At 71.3% G+C, this 17119-nt stretch carries 22 protein-coding genes and 1 tRNA gene; 8 read left to right on the top strand and 15 right to left on the bottom strand.

The window, feature by feature from the left end:
- Positions 1-222: 222 nt before the first annotated feature.
- The 10 genes from G4G93_RS11255 to G4G93_RS11210 all read right to left on the bottom strand — a co-directional run bounded on the left by G4G93_RS11255 (position 223) and on the right by G4G93_RS11210 (position 9240).
- Positions 223-2583, bottom strand: a complete 2361-nt coding sequence (locus G4G93_RS11255; protein ID WP_165084174.1) for a bifunctional DNA primase/polymerase — start codon at positions 2581-2583, stop codon at positions 223-225.
- A gap of 11 nt (positions 2584-2594) precedes the next feature.
- The gene (locus tag G4G93_RS11250; protein WP_165084172.1) at positions 2595-2981 is read right to left on the bottom strand and encodes a DUF6511 domain-containing protein; all 387 of its coding nucleotides are present in this window, start codon (positions 2979-2981) and stop codon (positions 2595-2597) included.
- Entirely contained in the window at positions 2981-4975 is a 1995-nt protein-coding gene (locus tag G4G93_RS11245) for a DEAD/DEAH box helicase family protein (protein WP_165084170.1), read from the bottom strand. The genes G4G93_RS11250 and G4G93_RS11245 overlap by 1 nt, the downstream gene beginning before the upstream one ends.
- Positions 4972-5229, bottom strand: coding sequence for a hypothetical protein (locus tag G4G93_RS11240; RefSeq protein ID WP_165084168.1), 258 nt, complete (start codon positions 5227-5229; stop codon positions 4972-4974). Before G4G93_RS11240 ends, G4G93_RS11245 begins: the two co-directional genes overlap by 4 nt.
- Positions 5230-5234: 5 nt before the next feature.
- Positions 5235-5567, bottom strand: coding sequence for a hypothetical protein (locus G4G93_RS11235; protein WP_165084166.1), 333 nt, complete (start codon positions 5565-5567; stop codon positions 5235-5237).
- The gene (locus G4G93_RS11230) at positions 5564-6538 is read right to left on the bottom strand and encodes a PD-(D/E)XK nuclease family protein (RefSeq protein ID WP_165084164.1); all 975 of its coding nucleotides are present in this window, start codon (positions 6536-6538) and stop codon (positions 5564-5566) included. The genes G4G93_RS11235 and G4G93_RS11230 overlap by 4 nt, the downstream gene beginning before the upstream one ends.
- Positions 6539-6822: 284 nt before the next feature.
- The gene (locus G4G93_RS11225) at positions 6823-7356 is read right to left on the bottom strand and encodes a DUF669 domain-containing protein (RefSeq protein WP_165084150.1); all 534 of its coding nucleotides are present in this window, start codon (positions 7354-7356) and stop codon (positions 6823-6825) included.
- 28 nt (positions 7357-7384) lie between these two features.
- Complete coding sequence (locus tag G4G93_RS11220) at positions 7385-8167, bottom strand: ATP-binding protein (RefSeq protein ID WP_165084148.1); 783 nt, start codon at positions 8165-8167, stop codon at positions 7385-7387.
- Positions 8168-8248: 81 nt separating this feature from the next.
- Positions 8249-8839, bottom strand: a complete 591-nt coding sequence (locus tag G4G93_RS11215; RefSeq protein ID WP_165084146.1) for a hypothetical protein — start codon at positions 8837-8839, stop codon at positions 8249-8251.
- Entirely contained in the window at positions 8836-9240 is a 405-nt protein-coding gene (locus G4G93_RS11210; RefSeq protein ID WP_165084144.1) for a hypothetical protein, read from the bottom strand. Before G4G93_RS11210 ends, G4G93_RS11215 begins: the two co-directional genes overlap by 4 nt.
- Before the next feature lie 194 nt (positions 9241-9434).
- Between G4G93_RS11210 and G4G93_RS11205 the strand changes: the two genes are divergently transcribed.
- On the top strand, positions 9435-9839 hold the full coding sequence (locus G4G93_RS11205; RefSeq protein ID WP_165084142.1) for a hypothetical protein: 405 nt from the start codon (positions 9435-9437) through the stop codon (positions 9837-9839).
- Positions 9840-10162: 323 nt separating this feature from the next.
- Here G4G93_RS11205 and G4G93_RS11200 read toward each other — a convergent pair whose 3' ends face one another.
- Positions 10163-10435 carry a YdaS family helix-turn-helix protein gene (locus G4G93_RS11200; protein ID WP_206289687.1) on the bottom strand — a complete coding sequence of 91 codons (273 nt, stop codon included), beginning with the start codon at positions 10433-10435 and terminating at the stop codon, positions 10163-10165.
- Positions 10436-10511: 76 nt separating this feature from the next.
- Here G4G93_RS11200 and G4G93_RS11195 point away from each other — a divergent pair, with 76 nt between their 5' ends.
- A complete protein-coding gene (locus tag G4G93_RS11195) occupies positions 10512-11198 on the top strand; it encodes a helix-turn-helix domain-containing protein (protein WP_165084140.1) in 687 nt (228 codons plus the stop codon).
- A 2-nt stretch (positions 11199-11200) separates the two neighbouring features.
- Here the strand turns inward: G4G93_RS11195 and G4G93_RS11190 are convergent, their stop codons facing one another.
- Positions 11201-11467 (bottom strand): hypothetical protein, encoded by a 267-nt coding sequence (locus tag G4G93_RS11190; protein ID WP_312891891.1) that lies wholly within the window; start codon positions 11465-11467, stop codon positions 11201-11203.
- A gap of 176 nt (positions 11468-11643) precedes the next feature.
- Between G4G93_RS11190 and G4G93_RS11185 the strand changes: the two genes are divergently transcribed.
- The 5 genes from G4G93_RS11185 to G4G93_RS11165 all read left to right on the top strand — a co-directional run bounded on the left by G4G93_RS11185 (position 11644) and on the right by G4G93_RS11165 (position 13383).
- Positions 11644-11877 (top strand): hypothetical protein, encoded by a 234-nt coding sequence (locus G4G93_RS11185; protein ID WP_165084138.1) that lies wholly within the window; start codon positions 11644-11646, stop codon positions 11875-11877.
- A complete protein-coding gene (locus G4G93_RS11180) occupies positions 11877-12191 on the top strand; it encodes a hypothetical protein (RefSeq protein WP_165084136.1) in 315 nt (104 codons plus the stop codon). The genes G4G93_RS11185 and G4G93_RS11180 overlap by 1 nt, the downstream gene beginning before the upstream one ends.
- Positions 12188-12592, top strand: coding sequence for a hypothetical protein (locus tag G4G93_RS11175; protein WP_165084134.1), 405 nt, complete (start codon positions 12188-12190; stop codon positions 12590-12592). Before G4G93_RS11180 ends, G4G93_RS11175 begins: the two co-directional genes overlap by 4 nt.
- A 52-nt stretch (positions 12593-12644) precedes the next feature.
- On the top strand, positions 12645-13004 hold the full coding sequence (locus G4G93_RS11170) for a hypothetical protein (protein WP_165084132.1): 360 nt from the start codon (positions 12645-12647) through the stop codon (positions 13002-13004).
- A 145-nt stretch (positions 13005-13149) separates the two neighbouring features.
- A complete protein-coding gene (locus tag G4G93_RS11165) occupies positions 13150-13383 on the top strand; it encodes a hypothetical protein (RefSeq protein ID WP_165084130.1) in 234 nt (77 codons plus the stop codon).
- Between the two features lie 51 nt (positions 13384-13434).
- Here the strand turns inward: G4G93_RS11165 and G4G93_RS11160 are convergent, their stop codons facing one another.
- Positions 13435-14745 (bottom strand): tyrosine-type recombinase/integrase, encoded by a 1311-nt coding sequence (locus G4G93_RS11160; protein ID WP_165084128.1) that lies wholly within the window; start codon positions 14743-14745, stop codon positions 13435-13437.
- 114 nt (positions 14746-14859) lie between these two features.
- Positions 14860-14949, bottom strand: a tRNA-Ser gene (locus G4G93_RS11155).
- A gap of 184 nt (positions 14950-15133) precedes the next feature.
- On the opposite strand from G4G93_RS11155, the gene G4G93_RS11150 reads away from it, so the two are divergent.
- Complete coding sequence (locus tag G4G93_RS11150; protein WP_165084126.1) at positions 15134-15511, top strand: VOC family protein; 378 nt, start codon at positions 15134-15136, stop codon at positions 15509-15511.
- Between the two features lie 51 nt (positions 15512-15562).
- On the opposite strand, the gene G4G93_RS11145 is transcribed toward G4G93_RS11150, so the two are convergent.
- Complete coding sequence (locus G4G93_RS11145; protein ID WP_312891889.1) at positions 15563-17092, bottom strand: adenylate/guanylate cyclase domain-containing protein; 1530 nt, start codon at positions 17090-17092, stop codon at positions 15563-15565.
- Between the last annotated feature and the right edge of the window lie 27 nt (positions 17093-17119).

Genomic DNA, 17119 nt, shown 5'->3' with positions numbered 1-17119 from the left:
GCTCGAATCATTTAATACGCCGTAAACCTTTCAACGCACATTCAATTTTGTTTAACGTCTCATGAATCTCGTGCTTCGGTTGTTAAACAATGCACTGATTTATTATCGAATTCGCGTCATTCCTAATGTCTTGTAGGGACGTAGATGATATGCAGAGACTGCGTAAATATCTCCTCAGCGTACTTATCGATATTCCAAATCAATACGGCATTAAATTTTGATTTAAAGAGATGTAATCGCATACAAGGTCTTCGGTCGCCCTTTCGTCCGCTCCACCATCTCCTCCACCTGCCCACTGGTCACGAGGTACTTCATCACGTTGTCGAGCTGCCGCGCATCCATCCTTCCGTCCACCCGCCTGTAGACCTCCGATCGGTTCACCGGCCGCCCGGCCTGACGGATGAACCCGAGCACCGCCTTCAGCCCCGCCTGGTGCTCGTTCTCGGCCATGTTCTCCCGCAGGCCGGTCACGAACAGGCTGAACGACCAGTCCACCAACCGCTGCGCCCAGGCCATGTCCCCCTCCTCCACTTGCACTCCCGCGAGGCTGGCCTCTGCATAGCGCCCGCAGGCGACGATCAGGGCCACCCGTTTCGTCAACTCCGCCGCCCGGCTCCAGGCCTCGTAGAGCGGGTCGTGGTCGGCCCGGGCCAGCATCGCCTCGTCGCGCTCGCGGCAGGCGGCGTAGATCGCCTGCGCGCCGGCCGTCATTTCGACCACCACGAGCGGCGGCGGTCGGGCCGGGTCCAGCAGCGTCGCCGTCGCGCCGAGGTGCCGACGGGGATCGGCGCCCGGTGGCGGGGCGTCCTGGAACTCGAACAGGCGCCGGGCCGCCGCCACGATCGCGTCGGGCACCTCCTCCTCCGGCGCCACCCGGGCCTGCACCTTCACCCGCTCGAACCGCGGCAGCACCAGGAAGCGGTTGAGGAAGCCGTTCGAGACCATCTTCGAGCGCATCTGCTCGTAGAACGACGTGAAGGTGGTGGCGCCGTAGAGCGACAGGCAGGGCCGCTGGATCAGGATGTCGCCGCGGGTGGTGGTGCTGTTGGGGATGAACGTGCCCATGCCACGGCCCCAGAGGGTGCAATAATCCTGCAGCATCTCGGCCTCCTGGGCGTTGGCGTTGCGGTGGCCGACCCGGCGCAGGATCTTGTCGACCTCGTCCACCACCTGCACCTGCACCGGCCGCTCGGCGAGGCGGAGCGCCAGCGACGCGGCCGAGGAGGCCGCCGCGGTGTGCAGCCGCTGGCCGCCGGTCGCGGCGTCGAGGATCTGGCGCACCGCCTCCTGCGGCCGCTCCTTGCCGGCGCCGGTGCCGGCGATCGTCATCACGTAGAGGTGGGCGCCCGAGCGCGGCGTGCCGCAATAGACCCGCCGGCCGACCAGCGTGCCGACCGTCACCAGGGCCGCCGCGGTGGCGAACAGCCGGATCGGCTTGGGGCTCGACGCCATGATCCAGTCGGCGATCTCGCCCACCAACCCGGGCACGCGCAGGTCCGCGTCCGGGAAGTCGCGGGAATCGGCCGGGTGAGGTGGCGTCTCCAGCACCTCGCCGGTCTCGGCGTCGACTGTCACGCCCGCATGCATCTCCACCCGCCGCGGCTGCAGGTCGATGGTCAGGCCCTCGCCGTAGCCGACCCGCCCCGCCAGCCAGTCGAAGGCCGCGTCCAGGGCACATCCCTGCGCCGCCATCACGAGGTCGAGGGGCGTGTAGGCCCGGTCGCCATCGTGGAAGTCGCGGATGCCCTCCGGATGGATCTTGAGGTTGGGGCTGCGCTTCTCCAGCGGCCGGCCGCCATGCGACGGCCGCCAGACCGGCACCGCCACGTAGCCACCGCCCCGGCGGCGCAGCTTGGGCAGGCCGAGCTCCGGCACCCAGGCGCCGAGATCTGCCATGGCGAGGTCGTTGACCCGGCGGTGCGGCGTCTCCTCACCAACCGGCGTCTCCCGGCGCGGCGGCCGCGGCGGCTCGGGCCGGTAGCCGAACGGCGCCAGCGCCGCAGCGATGCGCTCGCCGACGTCGTCGCCGATCCACGGCAGGTCCCCGGGCGCCACGCCGTCCAGCGCCTCGAGGCGCGTCCAGCGGTAGGGCTCGCCGGTCTCGGGGTGGAGCGTCGGCGGCAGCACGGTCTGCTTGCCCGGGCCGAGCAGGTCGAGCACGCGCACGGGCCTGCCGTCCGGGCCAGGCAGGTCGAAGGCCCGGGACGGGAAGGTCGGGCTCGCGCGGTAGAACAGCGTCTCGCCCTTCCGGCCGGCCTTGCCGACCGTGGTGTCCGGCAGGATCGTCAGCAGGACGGCGCGGATCGCCGCGTCGTCGGTGTCGATGTCGGCGCTCACCGTGCCGCCCGAGGGCGGACCGAGCGCGATCCCGACGCCGGCCCCGCTCTCGGACCAGCGTTCCACCTCGACCTCGACCGGCAGGCGGTGGCGGAACCGGGCCTGCCAGTCGTCGAGGCCGGTCCAGGCGCCGTCGGCCCGCGGCACGCCCGGGCGCTTGGTGCCGGGGATGATCGGAATCGCCGCGTAGCCCCGCTCCACGAGGCGGGCCCCGACCTGCCCATACGCACCCGACACCGCACGCATCGCGTTGGTCCTCAGAACGGCGCGGTGCGCGCGAGGAGCATCCGGCGCAGCTCGTCCTCGAAGCCGACTACGACCTGCTGCAGGAAGGTTGCCCATTCCTCGGGCGTCAGGGTCGCGAGGTCGGTCTTGCCGATGGCGTCGAGGAAGGCCCCCGCCCGCTCGCCGGCCGCGTCGCGCGCCCGCTGCTCGTATCGATCCAGCTCGATGGTCGGCATCTCGTACACGCTCCTCGCGGCCCGGCCGCATTCCGGGCTGTCGCACAGCCACAGCACCGGGCGGCCCTGTTTCCCGGCCCAGCCGAAGCCGGTATTCGCCCGGCGCCGGCACACGCCGCAGATCACCGGCTCGCGGTCGCCCTTCACCCGCGCCACGGCATCGCCCTTTCCTCCCGCCGACATCAGAACGGCACGTCGGTGGGGCTCGCGGCGCGCAAGCCCTCGACGTAGGCGCGGTTGATGTTGGTCATCGCGGCGTGAGAGCCGCCGTGGTCCGGGTGGTGCTCGCGCGCGAGCCGCCGGAACGCCGCCCGCACCTCGTCTTCGTGGGCGAAGGGGTCGAGGCCGAGCACGCGCCACCAAGCGGCGTCCTCGCGCTCGGTGACGGAGCGGGGCGCGTAGGCGCGCACACGGGCGAGTTCGTCGGGCGCGAACCGGCGGCTGGCGACCCGGGCGAACTGGCCCTCCCGCTTCACCACGATGTGGCTCGGCCGGGCGAGCTCGCCGTCCTCGAGGCGCTCCAGCGCCTCGTCCACGCTCGCCGGGGCCGGCTGCCGGCCGCGCATGTCGCGCCACCACTTCTCGGCCTTGGCCCGGGCGACGCCCCGGTGCTCGAAGCACACCCACTCGGCATGGCTGACGAACCCGCAGGCGTACTCCACCCGCAGCGTCGGCGGCGCCTCCGGCTCGAACCGCTTGACGTGTCGCGCCGCCCCCATGCCGGTCACCGGCACCCACGGGTCGGGCGGTGGGGGCGGCGCGCCCTGCATCACCGGCCGCTCGGCATCCGCCACCGGATCGTGCTTCGGCACCGGCCGCTCCCACTCGAAGCCGCAGCCGGGGGCGGTGCAGGCGTACTCGTCGAGGCCGACGAGGGTGCTGCAATGGGGGCAGGCCTTCGCCCGGACCGTCTCCGGCTTCACCGCCATCTCCGGGGCCGCCCGCGCCGGCCCGCTTCTAGCCGTCGGTGTCAGCGCGTCCACGGGCCCGTGCCGCAGGACGTTCTGCGCGAAGTCGAGCACGAGGCAGTTGGCCTTGACGCTCTCGGCGATCGCCACCCGCCTCTCCTCCGGGGTTGCCTCGTTCGCGTCGAAGCCGTCCGGGTAGACCGGCCGGGTGCCGCGCCCCAGGATCTGTACGTAGAGGCCGGTGGAAAGGGTCGGCCGCAGCATGGCGATGAGGTCGACGCCGGGTGCGTCGAAGCCGGTGGTGAGCACCATGGCGTTGGTCAGGCAGCGGATGCGGCCTTCCCGGAACTGCGCCACCAGCCGGTCGCGCTCTCCCGCCGGGGTCTCGCCGGTCACCGTCTCGGCGGCGATGCCGCGGGCGCGCAAGCCGTTGCGCACGTTCAGCGCGTGCTCGACGCCGGCGCAGAAGGCGAGCCAGGATTGCCGGTCCCGGCCGAGCGCCACGATCTCGTCGCAGGCCGCCTTGGTCACGTCGATCTGGTCGACGGCCGCCTGCAGCTGGCCCTCCACGAACTCGCCGCCGCGGCGCGCGACGCCCGAGAGGTCGAAGCCGGTGAGCGTCGCCTTGCTGACGAGCGGCGCCAGCCAGCCGTCGCGCACCGCGTCGCCGATGCCGTAGGTGTAGACGATGCGGTCGAACAGCCGGTCGTCGCCCTGGTCGAGGCGCCCGCTGTCGAGCCGGTAGGGCGTGGCGGTGAAGCCGGCGACGCGCAGGTCCGGCACTCGCTCGCGCAGCTTCTCGACGAGGGTGCGGTACATGCCGTCGCCCGACTTCGGCACCAGATGCGCCTCGTCGATCAGCACCAAGTCGCGCTTGCCCAGCGAGTAGCCGTCCTCGCGGTAGACGCTCTGGATGGAGGCGAACAGCACCTGTGCGTGCCGGTCGCGCTGCCCGAGGCCGACCGCGTTGATGCCGACCGGTGCGTTGGGGCGCAGGCGCAGCAGGGCCTTCACGTTCTGCGCCACGAGCTCCTTGACGTGGACCAGCACGAGCACCCGCATGTCGGGCCACTCGGTCAGGACGAGGTCAATGACCTGGGCGATGCAGACCGACTTGCCGGTGCCGGTGGCGAGGTCGACGAGCGGGTTGCCGCCGCCGGCCCGCCAGTAGTCGAGGAGCGCCTGTACCGTCTCCATCTGGTAGGCGCGCGACCGCAAGGCCGCAGCTGCAGGCCGGCGCTCGAAGAGCGTGTCGGATCCCGGCATCATTCGTCGTCTCCGTCGCGGCGCTTGCGGTCGTACTCGGCGAGGATCCGGGCCTGCCGGCGCGCGGGCAGCGCCTCGAGGATCCGCAGCGCCCGCTCGCGACGGGCGCGGTTGAACGGGTCGCCCAGCGCCCGGGCGGCCTCGCTGGCCTCCGGGACCTTCTTCATGGCCTTGGTAAGGATCACGGCGTCCGCGCCCATGGTGAACACGCCGACGATGCCGGGCCGGAAGATCGGCATGGAGCGGAAGCGCGACATGGCCGCTACTCCGCTGCCGCGGCAGACGACCCGCCAGGGACACCCGTTTCCGTCCCGCGCTCCCCCTCGCCCACCCGCCAGGTCTGGGCGGTTCCCCTGCCGAACAGGCCGTCGGCGCTTGGGACAAGGTGGCCCGAGGCGATCGCGTCCAGCGCGCTGCGGTGCCGCGTCGGCCGCCCCGATGGCTCGAACCAGCACAGGGGTGGCCCGATCTCGCGCACGCGGTGGCCGAGGCAGAGGGTCTGCCCAGCCCGGCAGCGTTCGACGATCCGGCGCACCCGCGCCGGCAGCTTCTCGATCGGGACCGTCGTCCGGGCGGCCGCGGCGTCGAGGCTCACGGGCGCCATCCCGCGGCGCCGGCGCCGTCGACCCACGCGCTGCCGTCGGCGAGGCGATAGGTGATCGTCTCGCGGCCTTCGTCGACGTCGACCTGCTCACCGGGCACGAGGCCGGGCACGTAGCGGTGCTGGTGGCAGCCGCGGCGCTGCTCGTCCGGGGTCAGGTGGATGTCGTGCCGGGCGCAGTGCCAACGCCCGGCATCGCTATCGTCCACCACCGGCGTCGCGTGCAGGCAGGTCCGGCAGTTCACCCGCGCCCAGGCGCCCTCGTGGCAGACCGTCCGGGCCGGGCACCAGCCGCAGGCGAAGGCGGCCTTCGCGGTCGGGTCATCATGCAGCTTCGCCGGGGGCTGGTCCGCCCGGATGATGCGCTCCGCCCGGGCGACCAGCTGCAACGCGGCCGTCGCGTCGTAGCGGACCCGCTCGGCGTAGAGCTGATCGTCGTTCTTGTTGACGGCGACGTAGAGCGCCCGCGTCAACCCCGTGAAATGCATGTAGAACTGCATCTGCGAGAAGTGACCCGGCTTCGACCTGGCGACGCCGTCCTTCAGCAGGGCTTTGAAGCTCTTGTCGTTGTGCGTCTTGCATTCGAGGACATGCGTCGTCTTCGGCGCGTCCGGCACGCCATCGACCTTGCCGTCCAGGTGACCGCGCAGGTGGCCCCCGATCGACCACACGCCGAACTGCCGGCCGGTCTGCGGAACGGCGTCGGCGACAACCATGCCGGCGCTCCGCAGGTCGCCGATGAGGCGCCCTTCCTCGAGGTGCCCAGTCTCGAACAGCCGGATGCGCCGGCCGTCGAGCGGTTCCGGATCGTGGACCTTGCGCCAGCCGTACCAGAGCGCGCGGTCGCACTCGGTGCCGAACTGCGACATCCCGAGATAGCCGCGATCCTCGTCGCGGCGGTTGCGCTGGAGCGCGGCGTAGACGGCCGACACGGTCGGCGCCTCGATCGGCGGGAGCTCAGCCATGGCGGCGGACCTCCGTCACGCTGTTGCCGGCCTCCGGCAGCGTGATGGGATCGCCCTGGCAGCACAGGCGCCGCAGGCGCACCGCGCCCGGGCGCAGCTCGATCACCGCGGCGGTCGACCCGCAGGCGCGGCAGGGTTGCAGTCCGATCGGCCAATTCTCTCCAGATTTCGGGCATAGCTCCGCCCTGCGCGCGAATCGCATCGTGCGTCTCCGTATCCTCAGGGTGCGGGGTGGAGCGGCCGGCTCCTGGCGTCCCTTCCGAGCGCCGGCCGCTCCGGCTTCGTCAGGCCGCTCGGTTGCCCCAGGGCCGCCCGCCGGTGCCGGGGCGCGAGGTGGCCGCCGCGCCGCCGTTCTGGGTCTGGCGCGCCGTCGAGGGCTCGCCCTGCGGCTGGGTCTTGCCGGGCGGCGGGGCGGTGCCGGCGAGGGGCGAGAACTTCTTCATCTCGTTGCGCGGGCCGTATTCGGGGTCCTGCTTGATCGTCAGGCGCGTCCGGATCGGCTTGTAGTGCAGCACCTCGCTGTCGGTGAGGTGCCCGGCGAAGCCGACCGCGTCGCAGATCTGCTTGATCTGCTCGTGCGCGATGCGCTGCGCGGTGGCGTTGGGGTTCTTGTAGTTGAGGTTGAGCCAGACCTTGCGGCCGGCGCTCGGCCCGTCCATCACCTCGAAGGTGAGCTTCAGGATCAGGCCGTTGCCGGCCTTGGTCTCGACCACGTCGCTGTCAGTGACCTGGACCATGTACTCGCCGGCCGGCAGCGGCTCGAAATTGTTGTCGACCTCAATGTTGTCGACGTCGATGCTCTCGCCGAGGTTCGCCATCGTGCGTGTCTCCTTCGCTGGTGGGGAATCAGGCCGCGTCGGCAGCCGGCGCCTGCGCATCCGGCAGGTACTTCGACAGCTCGGCGAAGCCCCGGCCGGGCTGGAACATGAGCTTCTCGGGCATGCCGAAGCGGTTCTTCGCCACGAAGGCGGGCCGGCCCTCGGTGTAGATCCAGCGCTGCCCGCCGCCGTCGGCCTGGGCGCGCTTCTTCCCGAAGCCCTGGTCCTCGTTCTTGATCGAGGCATCCTGCTTCACGAGCAGGATGGCGTCGGCCTCATCCTTGACGATGGCGCTGGCCCGCTGGTGCAGGCGCAGGTCGTAGCGCGAGTAGCTGGCGGTCTGGGGATCGTCGAAGCGGTCGATCGCCGAGTGGGCGAGCAGCACGACCGTCATGCCGAGCTGCGTGCGCAGCGCATTCAGGCCGTCGAGGAAGTCGCGCCAGAGGTAGTCCGCCTCCTTGTAGCCCTTGCCGTAGCCGGGCGCCTCGATCGAGCGCCACTGGTGCAGCTCGCAGACCCGGGCCCAGACCAGCGGCTCGAGGCGGTCCAGGCCGTCGACCACCACCGTGCGGAAGGAATGCTCCTCCTGGTAGAGCGAGCCGATCGCCTCCATCACCTGCTCGAACGTGGTGAGCACGCCGAACGAATCGATGGTGACGCCGGACGGCGTGCCGTCCTCGACCTGGATGAACACGGCCTCCGGGAACTCCGCCGCCAGCGTCGTCTTCCCGATGCCCTCCGGGCCGTAGATCAGGATGCGCGCGGCACTTTCGTTGGTGCGCTTGCGCAAGCTCTTGAGCGAGATCGACATGTCGTTTCCTTAGTCGTGCCTGCTCCTGTGGGTCCGGGGCGACCGGAGCGGAGATCAGGTATCGCGCCTTGAGCCGAGGTTTCAGCTCAGGCTTCCGGCTGCCCTTGGTGAAGGGGTTGGTTGGCCGGGGGCCGCCACGCCCCCGGCCGTCGCCACGCCCCCGACCCGGTCCGGATCGGGAAGCGAGCCCGCGGGCAGGAGCCGCTCGGCGCCGTAGAGCGCCAGCAGGGCCGCCTCCGCCCGGTTGTGGTCTTTCTTGCGCGCGAACAGATTCGCGTTCGCCGGGAAGCGGCGCAGCGCCAGGGCGCGGCCGGCTTCCTTGCCCTCGGGGCCACCGCGCAGCCGGAAGTGGCCCTTCCAGGCCTGCGGGCGCACGAGGTGGAGTGGGATCTCCAGCATCAGCGCGACGGTGCGCGCCGTGGCGTAGGACTGCCCGAAGCTAAAGGCCTGCCGCACGCCGTCGCGCGGCTGCGGGCCGACCTCCTCGAGCACGATGAAGTTGGGACGCGGCCAGCGGCGGATCAGGTCCGCGAGGGCGGCCGCGTCGACAGTCTTGTGGACCTCCGGCATGTCCGCGATGGCGAGCGACGGGCCGCCGGCGGTCAGGCCGAGGAGCGCGAGGGCTCCGGTGAGACCGGGATCAATCCCGAGGAGGCGCACCTCCGGCGTCATCGGCGCCCTCCCCGATCCACGGGGCGATCTTGAGCGCCAGCCAGCCCGAGCTCCGCATGATCCACCCGGCCAGCATCGTCCGCGGCCGGAAGGCGAAGGGCCGCTTGCCCGAAGGATCCTTGTCCGAGGACCTCCTGGCAGGCCCGGAGCCGGGCAAGGTGGGCACGGTACGCACGATCGACATCCTCTAGGGTGCTGGCATCGAGGGCCGCTTGGCGCAGCCGGTCCATCTCCCCGGCCTCGATGCGGCGGGCCTCGCCGTTCCAGATACCACGCACGCGGCGGTCGCCGAGGCCCGTGAGCCGTGCGACCCGCGCGAGCGCGGCCTTCACGTTCTCGCCGAGCCGGACCGGCCCGGCGATCAGCTCGACGAGCTGACGCGCCTCTGCCTGAGCAGTCATGCTACCCTCGTGACGCTCGGGATGGTCTCCCGAGAGCTTGGGTGAGAATCCCGACACCTTGGGCCGCTCCTGTGGTCCTCTGCACTCGCCGGGGAGAGCGCAGAGGCATGAGCAGCAGGGCCGGAGGACTTGCGGTGTCCCGGACGGACGGAGTCGAGGGCACGCGACCAAAGCTGACGAGGCTGGACGGTCGCGTGGGGAAGAACGCCGGCGGCGGCCATGGCCGGCCGCTGTCCGGCGCCGCCTTCCGGAACCACCGCTTCGCCGCGTTCCAGCGCGGCGAGAAGCGGCAGGAGCGCGGGCTGGGCCGCGCAGCGGAGGACGAAGGCGTGGGCGTCGGCCAGGACCTGCGCCTGCTCGGCATGGTGCTGCACCGCCTCGTCGAGGCCTGCGCAGCCCATGCTCGCGGGCAGGCCGACCTGCATCCGCGCCGCCAGGATTTCGGTCCCGCGCGCGACTACGCCGGCATGCGAGGCCGCCGCGTGGAGCCGGGCGGCGAGCGAGGACAGGCCGCAATCGCTCATCGCGCCACCCGCAGGAGCGTCACCCACCCGTCGGCCAGGCACACCTCGCAGCGGCCGTCGGCGCGCAGGCGGTAGCGGATCTTGCGACGGGTCGTCCTCATGGCTGCCTCCGGTGGTGACGAGGGTGCGCCCGGCCGGGCGGATGGGGGCGGAAGGGACCGGCCGGGCGCGATCCGGGGTCGGCGCCGTTCGGTCGCCGGGACCCGGAACACGGGTGGAGGGGTGGCTTCAGCCGGCCTCCGATTGCGTGGGCGAGGGCTGCTGCGACGTGCGCTTCGACCAGCACCCGGCCGTTCCGACACCCCAGGCGAGCAGGCAGAAGAGGATCGCGGCGAGGCGCCGGTCCCGCAGGACGGCCCGGATGGCCGGACGCGACAGCGGAGGGGATCTCCGGATCATCATGCGGCCACCCCGTGCCCGAGGGCACCCGCGGTGGCGCTACCGCCGGCCGCAGGCTGTTCCCAGAGGTCTGGCCGCAGCCGGTGTTTCGGGACCGCGCCGCCGGTCGCCCGGTCGATCCGGACGGCCAGTTCGCCGGACACGCGCCCGGCTTTCTTCGCTTTCCAGATCGCGCTCTGGGAGACGCCGCAGGCCTCGCCCAGCTTCGCTTCCGAGCCGGCCAGCGTGATCGCGGCCTGAATGAGGGATCGCACGGTCATGACCGTGGACATAACCGCCTCGGTTGTTGGTTGTCAACAACCGGAATATGCGCGCGCGGCCACAACCGAGGTTTTAGACTGTCGCCCCATGGATTGGCAGGACATCATCCGCGAGGGGCGGCTCGCCAAGAAGCTCAGCCAGGCCCGGCTGGCGAAGGAGGTCGGCACCTCCCAGGCGACGATTGCCAAGATCGAGCTCAAGCAGGTCGAGAGCACCGCGCACCTCGCCCGGCTGATCGAGGTGCTCGGCCTCGACCCGGCGCTTTTCCCGGACAGCGCCTCTGGCGGCCAGGACGGCCGGCCGGCGCAAGCCCCGAGGCAGGCGTCGATGCCGGTCCCGGACTTCGCGAAGGACCCGGCCTACTGGGCGGCCGCGGCGGGGCTCGTCGGCGACGTGCCGCTCTTCGCCTCGGCGGAGGGCGGGGAAGGCTCGCTCCTCATCGAGCGCGACCCGATCGGGACGGTGAAGCGCCCGCCCGCCCTGCAGGGCGTCAAGGACGGCTACGCGATCTACCTCGTCGGCGAATCGATGTCGCCGGAGTTCGAGCCCGGCGACACCCTGATGGTCAACCCGCGCCTGCCCGGCCTGTCCGCGACGCCCTGCGTGTTCTATTCCGGCGCCGGGGACGAACCGCGGGCGATGGTCAAGCGGCTCGTCGGCTCCAGCGCGGAGGCGTGGCGCGTCCAGCAGTTCAACCCGGCGCGGACTTTCGAGTTGTCCCGCGACGAGTGGCCGACCTGCCACCGGATCGTGTCCAAGGACTTCCGGAAGTAGCCTCAGGCGCAGAGCGCCCCAGCCAGTTCCTCGGGTAGCTCCCCGTCGCTGAAGATCAGCACCGCGTCTTCGAATTCGCCGGTCTCGGGATCGCCAGCGCGCGAGAACGCGAGGGTGACGGCCTTGGTCCCAGCGATCCGGCGGGCGACCGCCAGGGCTGCCTCCTCGGACCGCGCCTCGATCGGCTCGTCCATGACGTAGCCCCCGTCGGCCAGAGAGAACGACTGCACCACGTAATAGGTGTGGCGTCCGCCATGCACCGTCACCACCGGCTGCTCTCCATGCTGAACCCGTGGTGGAAATGTTCCTTATTTGTTCACGTAGCGTCAAGTGGGCCAGCGGAGAGGAAGCTGTGGGATAACAACCACAACGGCGGGGGCAACTCTGGTAATTGACAACCAACAACCAGGGTTTTAGGGTGTCGCCATTCCCCAAGGATGGCCTCATGCCGAACCCCACCGACCTTCACTTGGACGGCCCGAGCTACCTGCCGGCCCTCCGGGCGCGGCTCGCCGAATTTCCGCAGCTAGCTGACGAGGACGCACCCATGCCGCCCCCGTTGGGCGCCCGCCTGAACCTCGGCCGGATCGTCGCCCACGCCGTCGTGCTGATTCTCGCAACCGCCCTCGGCCTCCTCATCGGGACGCTGGCCGGCCTGCTGATCCGCGGGGCCGCGTGATGGCCGGCATCCATCCGGCGAGCACGGGCGCCTACGCCCAATACGAGGCCGCCAAGGCCGCAGGCCGGTCCTCGCGGCGGCCGTCGCTGGAATGGTTTTCCGAGCGGCACAAGCGGCGGGCCGCCGAGCGCGAACGCCGCTTGGCCGAGGCGCGGGCTGCCCGCGGCCCGGTCGGCCACGAGGCGGTCGATGCGGCCTGCGAGCGCATCCGGGCCGAAGCGGCCACGGCTACCGAGGCCGCCCGGAACGGGGGCGAGCGCGCCGACATCGCCCGGTGGAACGCGGAGGCCCTCGCCCGGGGCGAGGCGCGATGAGCCCCGCTGCTCCGGCCCTCACCCCGGCCCTGCGCCGCGTCCTGCGGGCCCTCGCGCGTTCCGGCGAGCCCCACAGCTACGCCAGCCTCGCCGCCGCCCTGGAGCGCTCGCCCAAGGCGCTCGAGAAGACGGTGCGGGCGCTCCGTCACGCGCTTGTCGACACCGGCGCCTCGATCACGCGCCGGCGCCTCTCGGGCGAGACCGCCTCACGCCTCTACGTCGCGGGCGATGCCGCCCTGATCGGCCGACTGATCGGCGAGCCGCCGGCCACCGTCCAGCCCGCCTTGCGGCGCATCGAGACCGTCACGCTGCCGAGCGTCGCTGGGATCACCTACGCCTTCTCCGCCGAGGGCCGGCTGATCGTCGGCGGCGAGGTGCAGCCGGTGCGGGCGGCCTGCTGATGGCAGCCCCCGGGTTCGATATTGGCACCAGCCCGCTCACGGAGGCGATCCCGTGAGCGGGGCCGATCCCTTCGCCCGGCATGGCATCCGCCTGCCCCTAGCCCTGAGCGAGAACCAGGACGAGGCTGGCGTGGTCCGCGACGCAGACGGCCGCGAGGTCTTTACGGTGAACACCGAGGGCACATGGCCGGACCCGACCGCACAGGCAGTCGCCGCCCTCCTCCTCGGTCGCGTCAACGCCGCTGCGCCGCTGGCGCCGGCCGAAGCCGCGGAACTCCTCGCCTGCGCGCTCGACAGCGTCCGGACGCTCCTCGCTCCCATCGCCGAGAAGTGTGACGCCGCCCTCGCGGCGCTCCAGATCGCTGACGATGCGCTGGCGGACATGCGTGATTGCGCTGGGGCGATACCGTGACTCCGCCTCGCGTCCAGCGTCCCCGTTCGGAGGGCGACGCTCTCCGTTCGGTCTCCTGGGGCGCCGCTCCACCTTTCTGGCGAATGCCGGAGGCGGCGCTTTCCGAGCCGTCGAACCTGCGCGCCGCGCTGCTCCAGGAGCGGCGATGAGGCTTGGCACGCGCCTCCCCTCTCCCGAGCCGATCACGCCCGAGCGCATCGAACGGGCGCTGGTGCTGCTCGCGTCCATCGTGGTCCAGGACGGGACCGAGGCCTACATGCCGATTCTGGAGCGGCTGGAAGCCGAGCTGATCGAGGCGCGCCGGATCGGGACGCCACGGCAAAGGGCCGAGCGTATGCTGAAGGATTATAATTCCGGCTGGATCCAGGCTCGATCCTGAGCGACTTCAACAATTATGCATATCGAAATTTTTTCTGTAGTGTGCCCGTCCCTACACCCGTGCTGGTGAGTTGAACGCGATCCGCTGAAGCCACTCGCGTTTTTGCGACAGGCTCGGGCCAGATCCATAGCGCGGTCGCTGGTACTTGTGGCCCATCATCGCCGCGATCAGCTTCTCGGGCGCCTCGACGGCCGTTAGCCGGTCCTCGAAGCAGTGACGGAACGAGTAGGCGGACTGTCCAGGCAGGGGCAGCAAGCCGGCCGCGCGCATTACCTTGTTGGTGATCGCCGAGAGCGATGCCGCTTTGTCTCTATAGCGCGGGAAGCCCTCCGGCTGCGCTTGCGCGGCCATCAGCGCCACGCCGACCAGCGGCAGTTCCCGGGCCGACTGCTCTGTCTTCATCCGCCGGCCGTCCGCCCGTACCACGACATGCGGCACCGCATGGTCCAGCCGGATCGTCTCGGCCGTGAGGTTGCAGATCTCGGACAGCCGCATCCCCGTCTCGGCCATGATGTAGAGGATGCGCCGGGCCTCGGGGTTGAGCGCATCCAGGGCGCCGTCCGCCAGGATGCGGGTCTGCACCCACTCGGCCGTGAAGGCCACGCGCTGGCCCTGCGTCTCGCCCTCCAGCCGCAGTTCGGCGAAGACGGGCCCCATGCCAAGCCGGTGGCTGCGCTCGATCTGCCGGAGCATGCGGTTGATGTGGCCGACGTCCTTGTTGGCCGTGCCGATCTCGATGCCCTCGACGAGGACGCGCTCCTGCCACCAGGCCCGGAAGTCGAGGGCGTCGTTGCGGGTGAGCTCCGTGACGGGCTTGTCGCCGATCACCTTCAGCAGGTTGGCGAGCGCACGCTTCTTCGGGTTGCCCCACTTGCGCAGCTGGTCGGGCGACATGTCCTGGCGCGAGGACTTCGTCAGGGTCTCGTACTGCTCGAACAGCTGCGACAGCATCACGGCCGGCACCGGCTCCTTGCCGAGCACGGCCGCGCGGGTCGCCGGGTCGTCGGCTGCGTTGCGCGCGGACAGGGCTTCGATCCGGGCCAGGATCTCGGCTAGAGGCTGGGTCGCCACTTCCCCAGCCGGCATGTAGCTGAAGCCGAGCTGCCGGGCGCGCTTGCGCGCGGCCTCATAGCGCGCCTTCGCCTCCGCGCTCTGGCCGCCGGCGAGACCCTGCCAGTAGGCTTCCAGCTCGCCGTTCATCTGCGCCGCGGCACGCGCTGCGCGTACGCCCCTCGGGTCGTCGGCGATCCGGATGTGGGTTGTGCGCTTGACGATACCGCGTTGGTCGAAGGCTGCGAACGTTTCCGGGACGCGCCGGACGAAGTGCCAGAACCCTTGGCGTCGTGTGAGGAACTCGGGCATCGGCGAGTGGCAATGTTGGACGTTGCGTTGGACGAAATCGTGCCCTGCCCCAAGGTCATCCGTCAAGCAATTGCTCTAAGAGCTTGATTTGATTGTGAAAATTCTGAAATCACTTGGCGGAAGGGGTGGGATTCGAACCCACGGTGGAGTTGCCCCCACGGCGGTTTTCAAGACCGCTGCCTTAAACCACTCGGCCACCCTTCCGGCCGCGGACGCGCAAAGGTCCGGGTGCCTCTTCTGTAGGGCGGCGCGGCGGTGGGCGTCAACCGCGGCCGGTGCCCGGTCAGCCATCCGGGCAAGCCGTCCGGGAATGCCTATCGCGCAGGCCCCGGGCGACGTACCGTGCGGGCCGTGACGGCGGGGCGCGTGTCCCGCGAGGGAGAGCCGCATGGGCTATCGGTACGACCATCTCCACCTGCGCAGCCGGGACGCCGTGGCGGCGGCGCGGTTCTACGGGGAGGTGCTGGGCGCGCGGGAGACCGGGCGCGAGGGCGGCGAGACGCCGAGCCGGATCATGCTCGAGGTCGGCGGGATGACGCTGTTCATCGAGCAGGCGCCGGAGGGACTCGCGCCGGCGGCGGTGCCGCCGCATCGCGGCATCGAGCATATCGGCTTCCGGGTCGAGGACATCGAGGCGACGGTGGCGGATCTGGCGTCCCGCGGCATCCCGCTGGTCTCAGGCATCACCGACATCCGGCCGGGCCTGCGCATCGCCTTCTTCGAGGGGCCGGACGGCGTGCGCATCGAGGTGCTGCAGCGGGGCTGACCCCTCCGCTCCGAGCCGCCGCCTCCGAAACACCCCTCCTCCGCGACATTCCTACTCCGCGACGTGGACCACGATCGGCTGGGTGCGGCCGCGCAGGGTCAGGGGGAGCGTGCGGGGGAAGCGGGCCGCCGCCGCCGGCCCGGCGGCCGCGAGGCAGTGCTCGGAGACGAGGATGCGGCCGCCGACCTCGCGGGTGGCGACCTGGAGGCGGCTCGCGACGTTGACGACGTCGCCGATCACCGTGAACTCCACCCGCTGGTCGGCGCCGATATTGCCGATCACCACCGGGCCGCAATGCACCCCCACCGCGACCCGCACCGGCTCGGCGCCGCGGGCCGTGCGCTTGGCGTTCCAGGCGTCGATCTCGTGCTGGAGGTCGAGGGCGCAGGCGACCGCCCGGGCGGCGGCGTCGCCGCGCCCGTCGAGGCCGCCGAAGGTCGCCATGAAGCCGTCGCCCAAAAACTTGTCGAGGGTGCCGGCATGGCGAAACACCACCTTGCAGCTGCGCTCGCGAAAGCCGCGCAGCAGCGCGAAGGCCCGCTCCGGGCCCAGATCCTCGCTCATCCCGGTGAAGCCGACCATGTCGGCGAACAGCACCGCCACCACCCGGGTCTGCGGCGCGCCGAAGCCGGCATGGGCCCGGGCGCTGAGGGCATCGGCCACGTCGGGCGAGACGTAGCGGGCGAGGTCGGCCCGCACCACCTCGGCGCGCACCTGGGCGAGCAGCAGCCCCCGCCCCCGCCACACCGCGATGGCCAGCAGCAGCGTGAACAGCCCGGTGGCGATCACCTGCGTCCAGAGCGGGGTCAGGCCGACGTAGTTCGGGTCGAGGAAGACCTTGAGGCTCGCCTCGGCGCTCAAGGACCCGTCGCGGGCGACGTCGGCGAAGCGCAGGCTGTCCTCGCGGCCGTAGACCAGCCAGGTGCCGAGCGACCAGAGAGCGGCGATCCAGCTCCCGGTCCAGAGCACGGCGAGGGGCCGGTAGGTCAGGGCCGCCTCGCCGAGCAGCAGCAGCAGGTAGAGGAATTCCGGGGTGCGCAGCCGGGTCTGGATCGGCCAGTCCACCCCGAGGCCCGCCGGCGGCGGCAGGATGATGACGGCGCTCATCAGCGCGACGTCGAGGACCGTGAAGCCGAGCTTGATCGCCCAGGCGTGGCGGTGCCGGCGCAGGGCGAACGGAATCGTGCCGAGGAAGAAGAACAGGCCGGCGGCGGCGAGGTAGTAGAGCTCGCGCGGCCAGGGCACCAGCACCAGCAGCCACAGCGACACCACCGCGATGGCGACGGCGCGGGCCCGGAACGCGAAGGCGAGGCCGGCGAGCTCGGCGGCGCGCACGTTCTCGGCCATCCGGCCGCGGGGCCGCGGCGGCAGCCGCCCGGCGAGCCAGTGGCGCAGGCGCGCGACCCGCAGGCTGGTGCGGAAGGCGAGCACGCGGGCGAGGCCGGCGCGGGCCAGGCCGGAGGCCTTCGGCTCGAGGCCAAACGCCTTCGGCTCGGGGCCGTGGGCCTTCTTGAGGCCGAGCGACTTCGGCTTGGGGAAGGGCTGGGGCGGCGGCTCGGCCGCCGCGATGGGCTCACTCACGGATCGGTCGCCGGGCTCCCGTTCCCC

The organism is Methylobacterium sp. DB0501 (assembly GCF_011043735.1).
Classification (GTDB): domain Bacteria; phylum Pseudomonadota; class Alphaproteobacteria; order Rhizobiales; family Beijerinckiaceae; genus Methylobacterium; species Methylobacterium alsaeris.
Note: the sequence above shows the minus strand (reverse complement) of the source record. Positions and strands in the feature narration are given on the sequence as shown.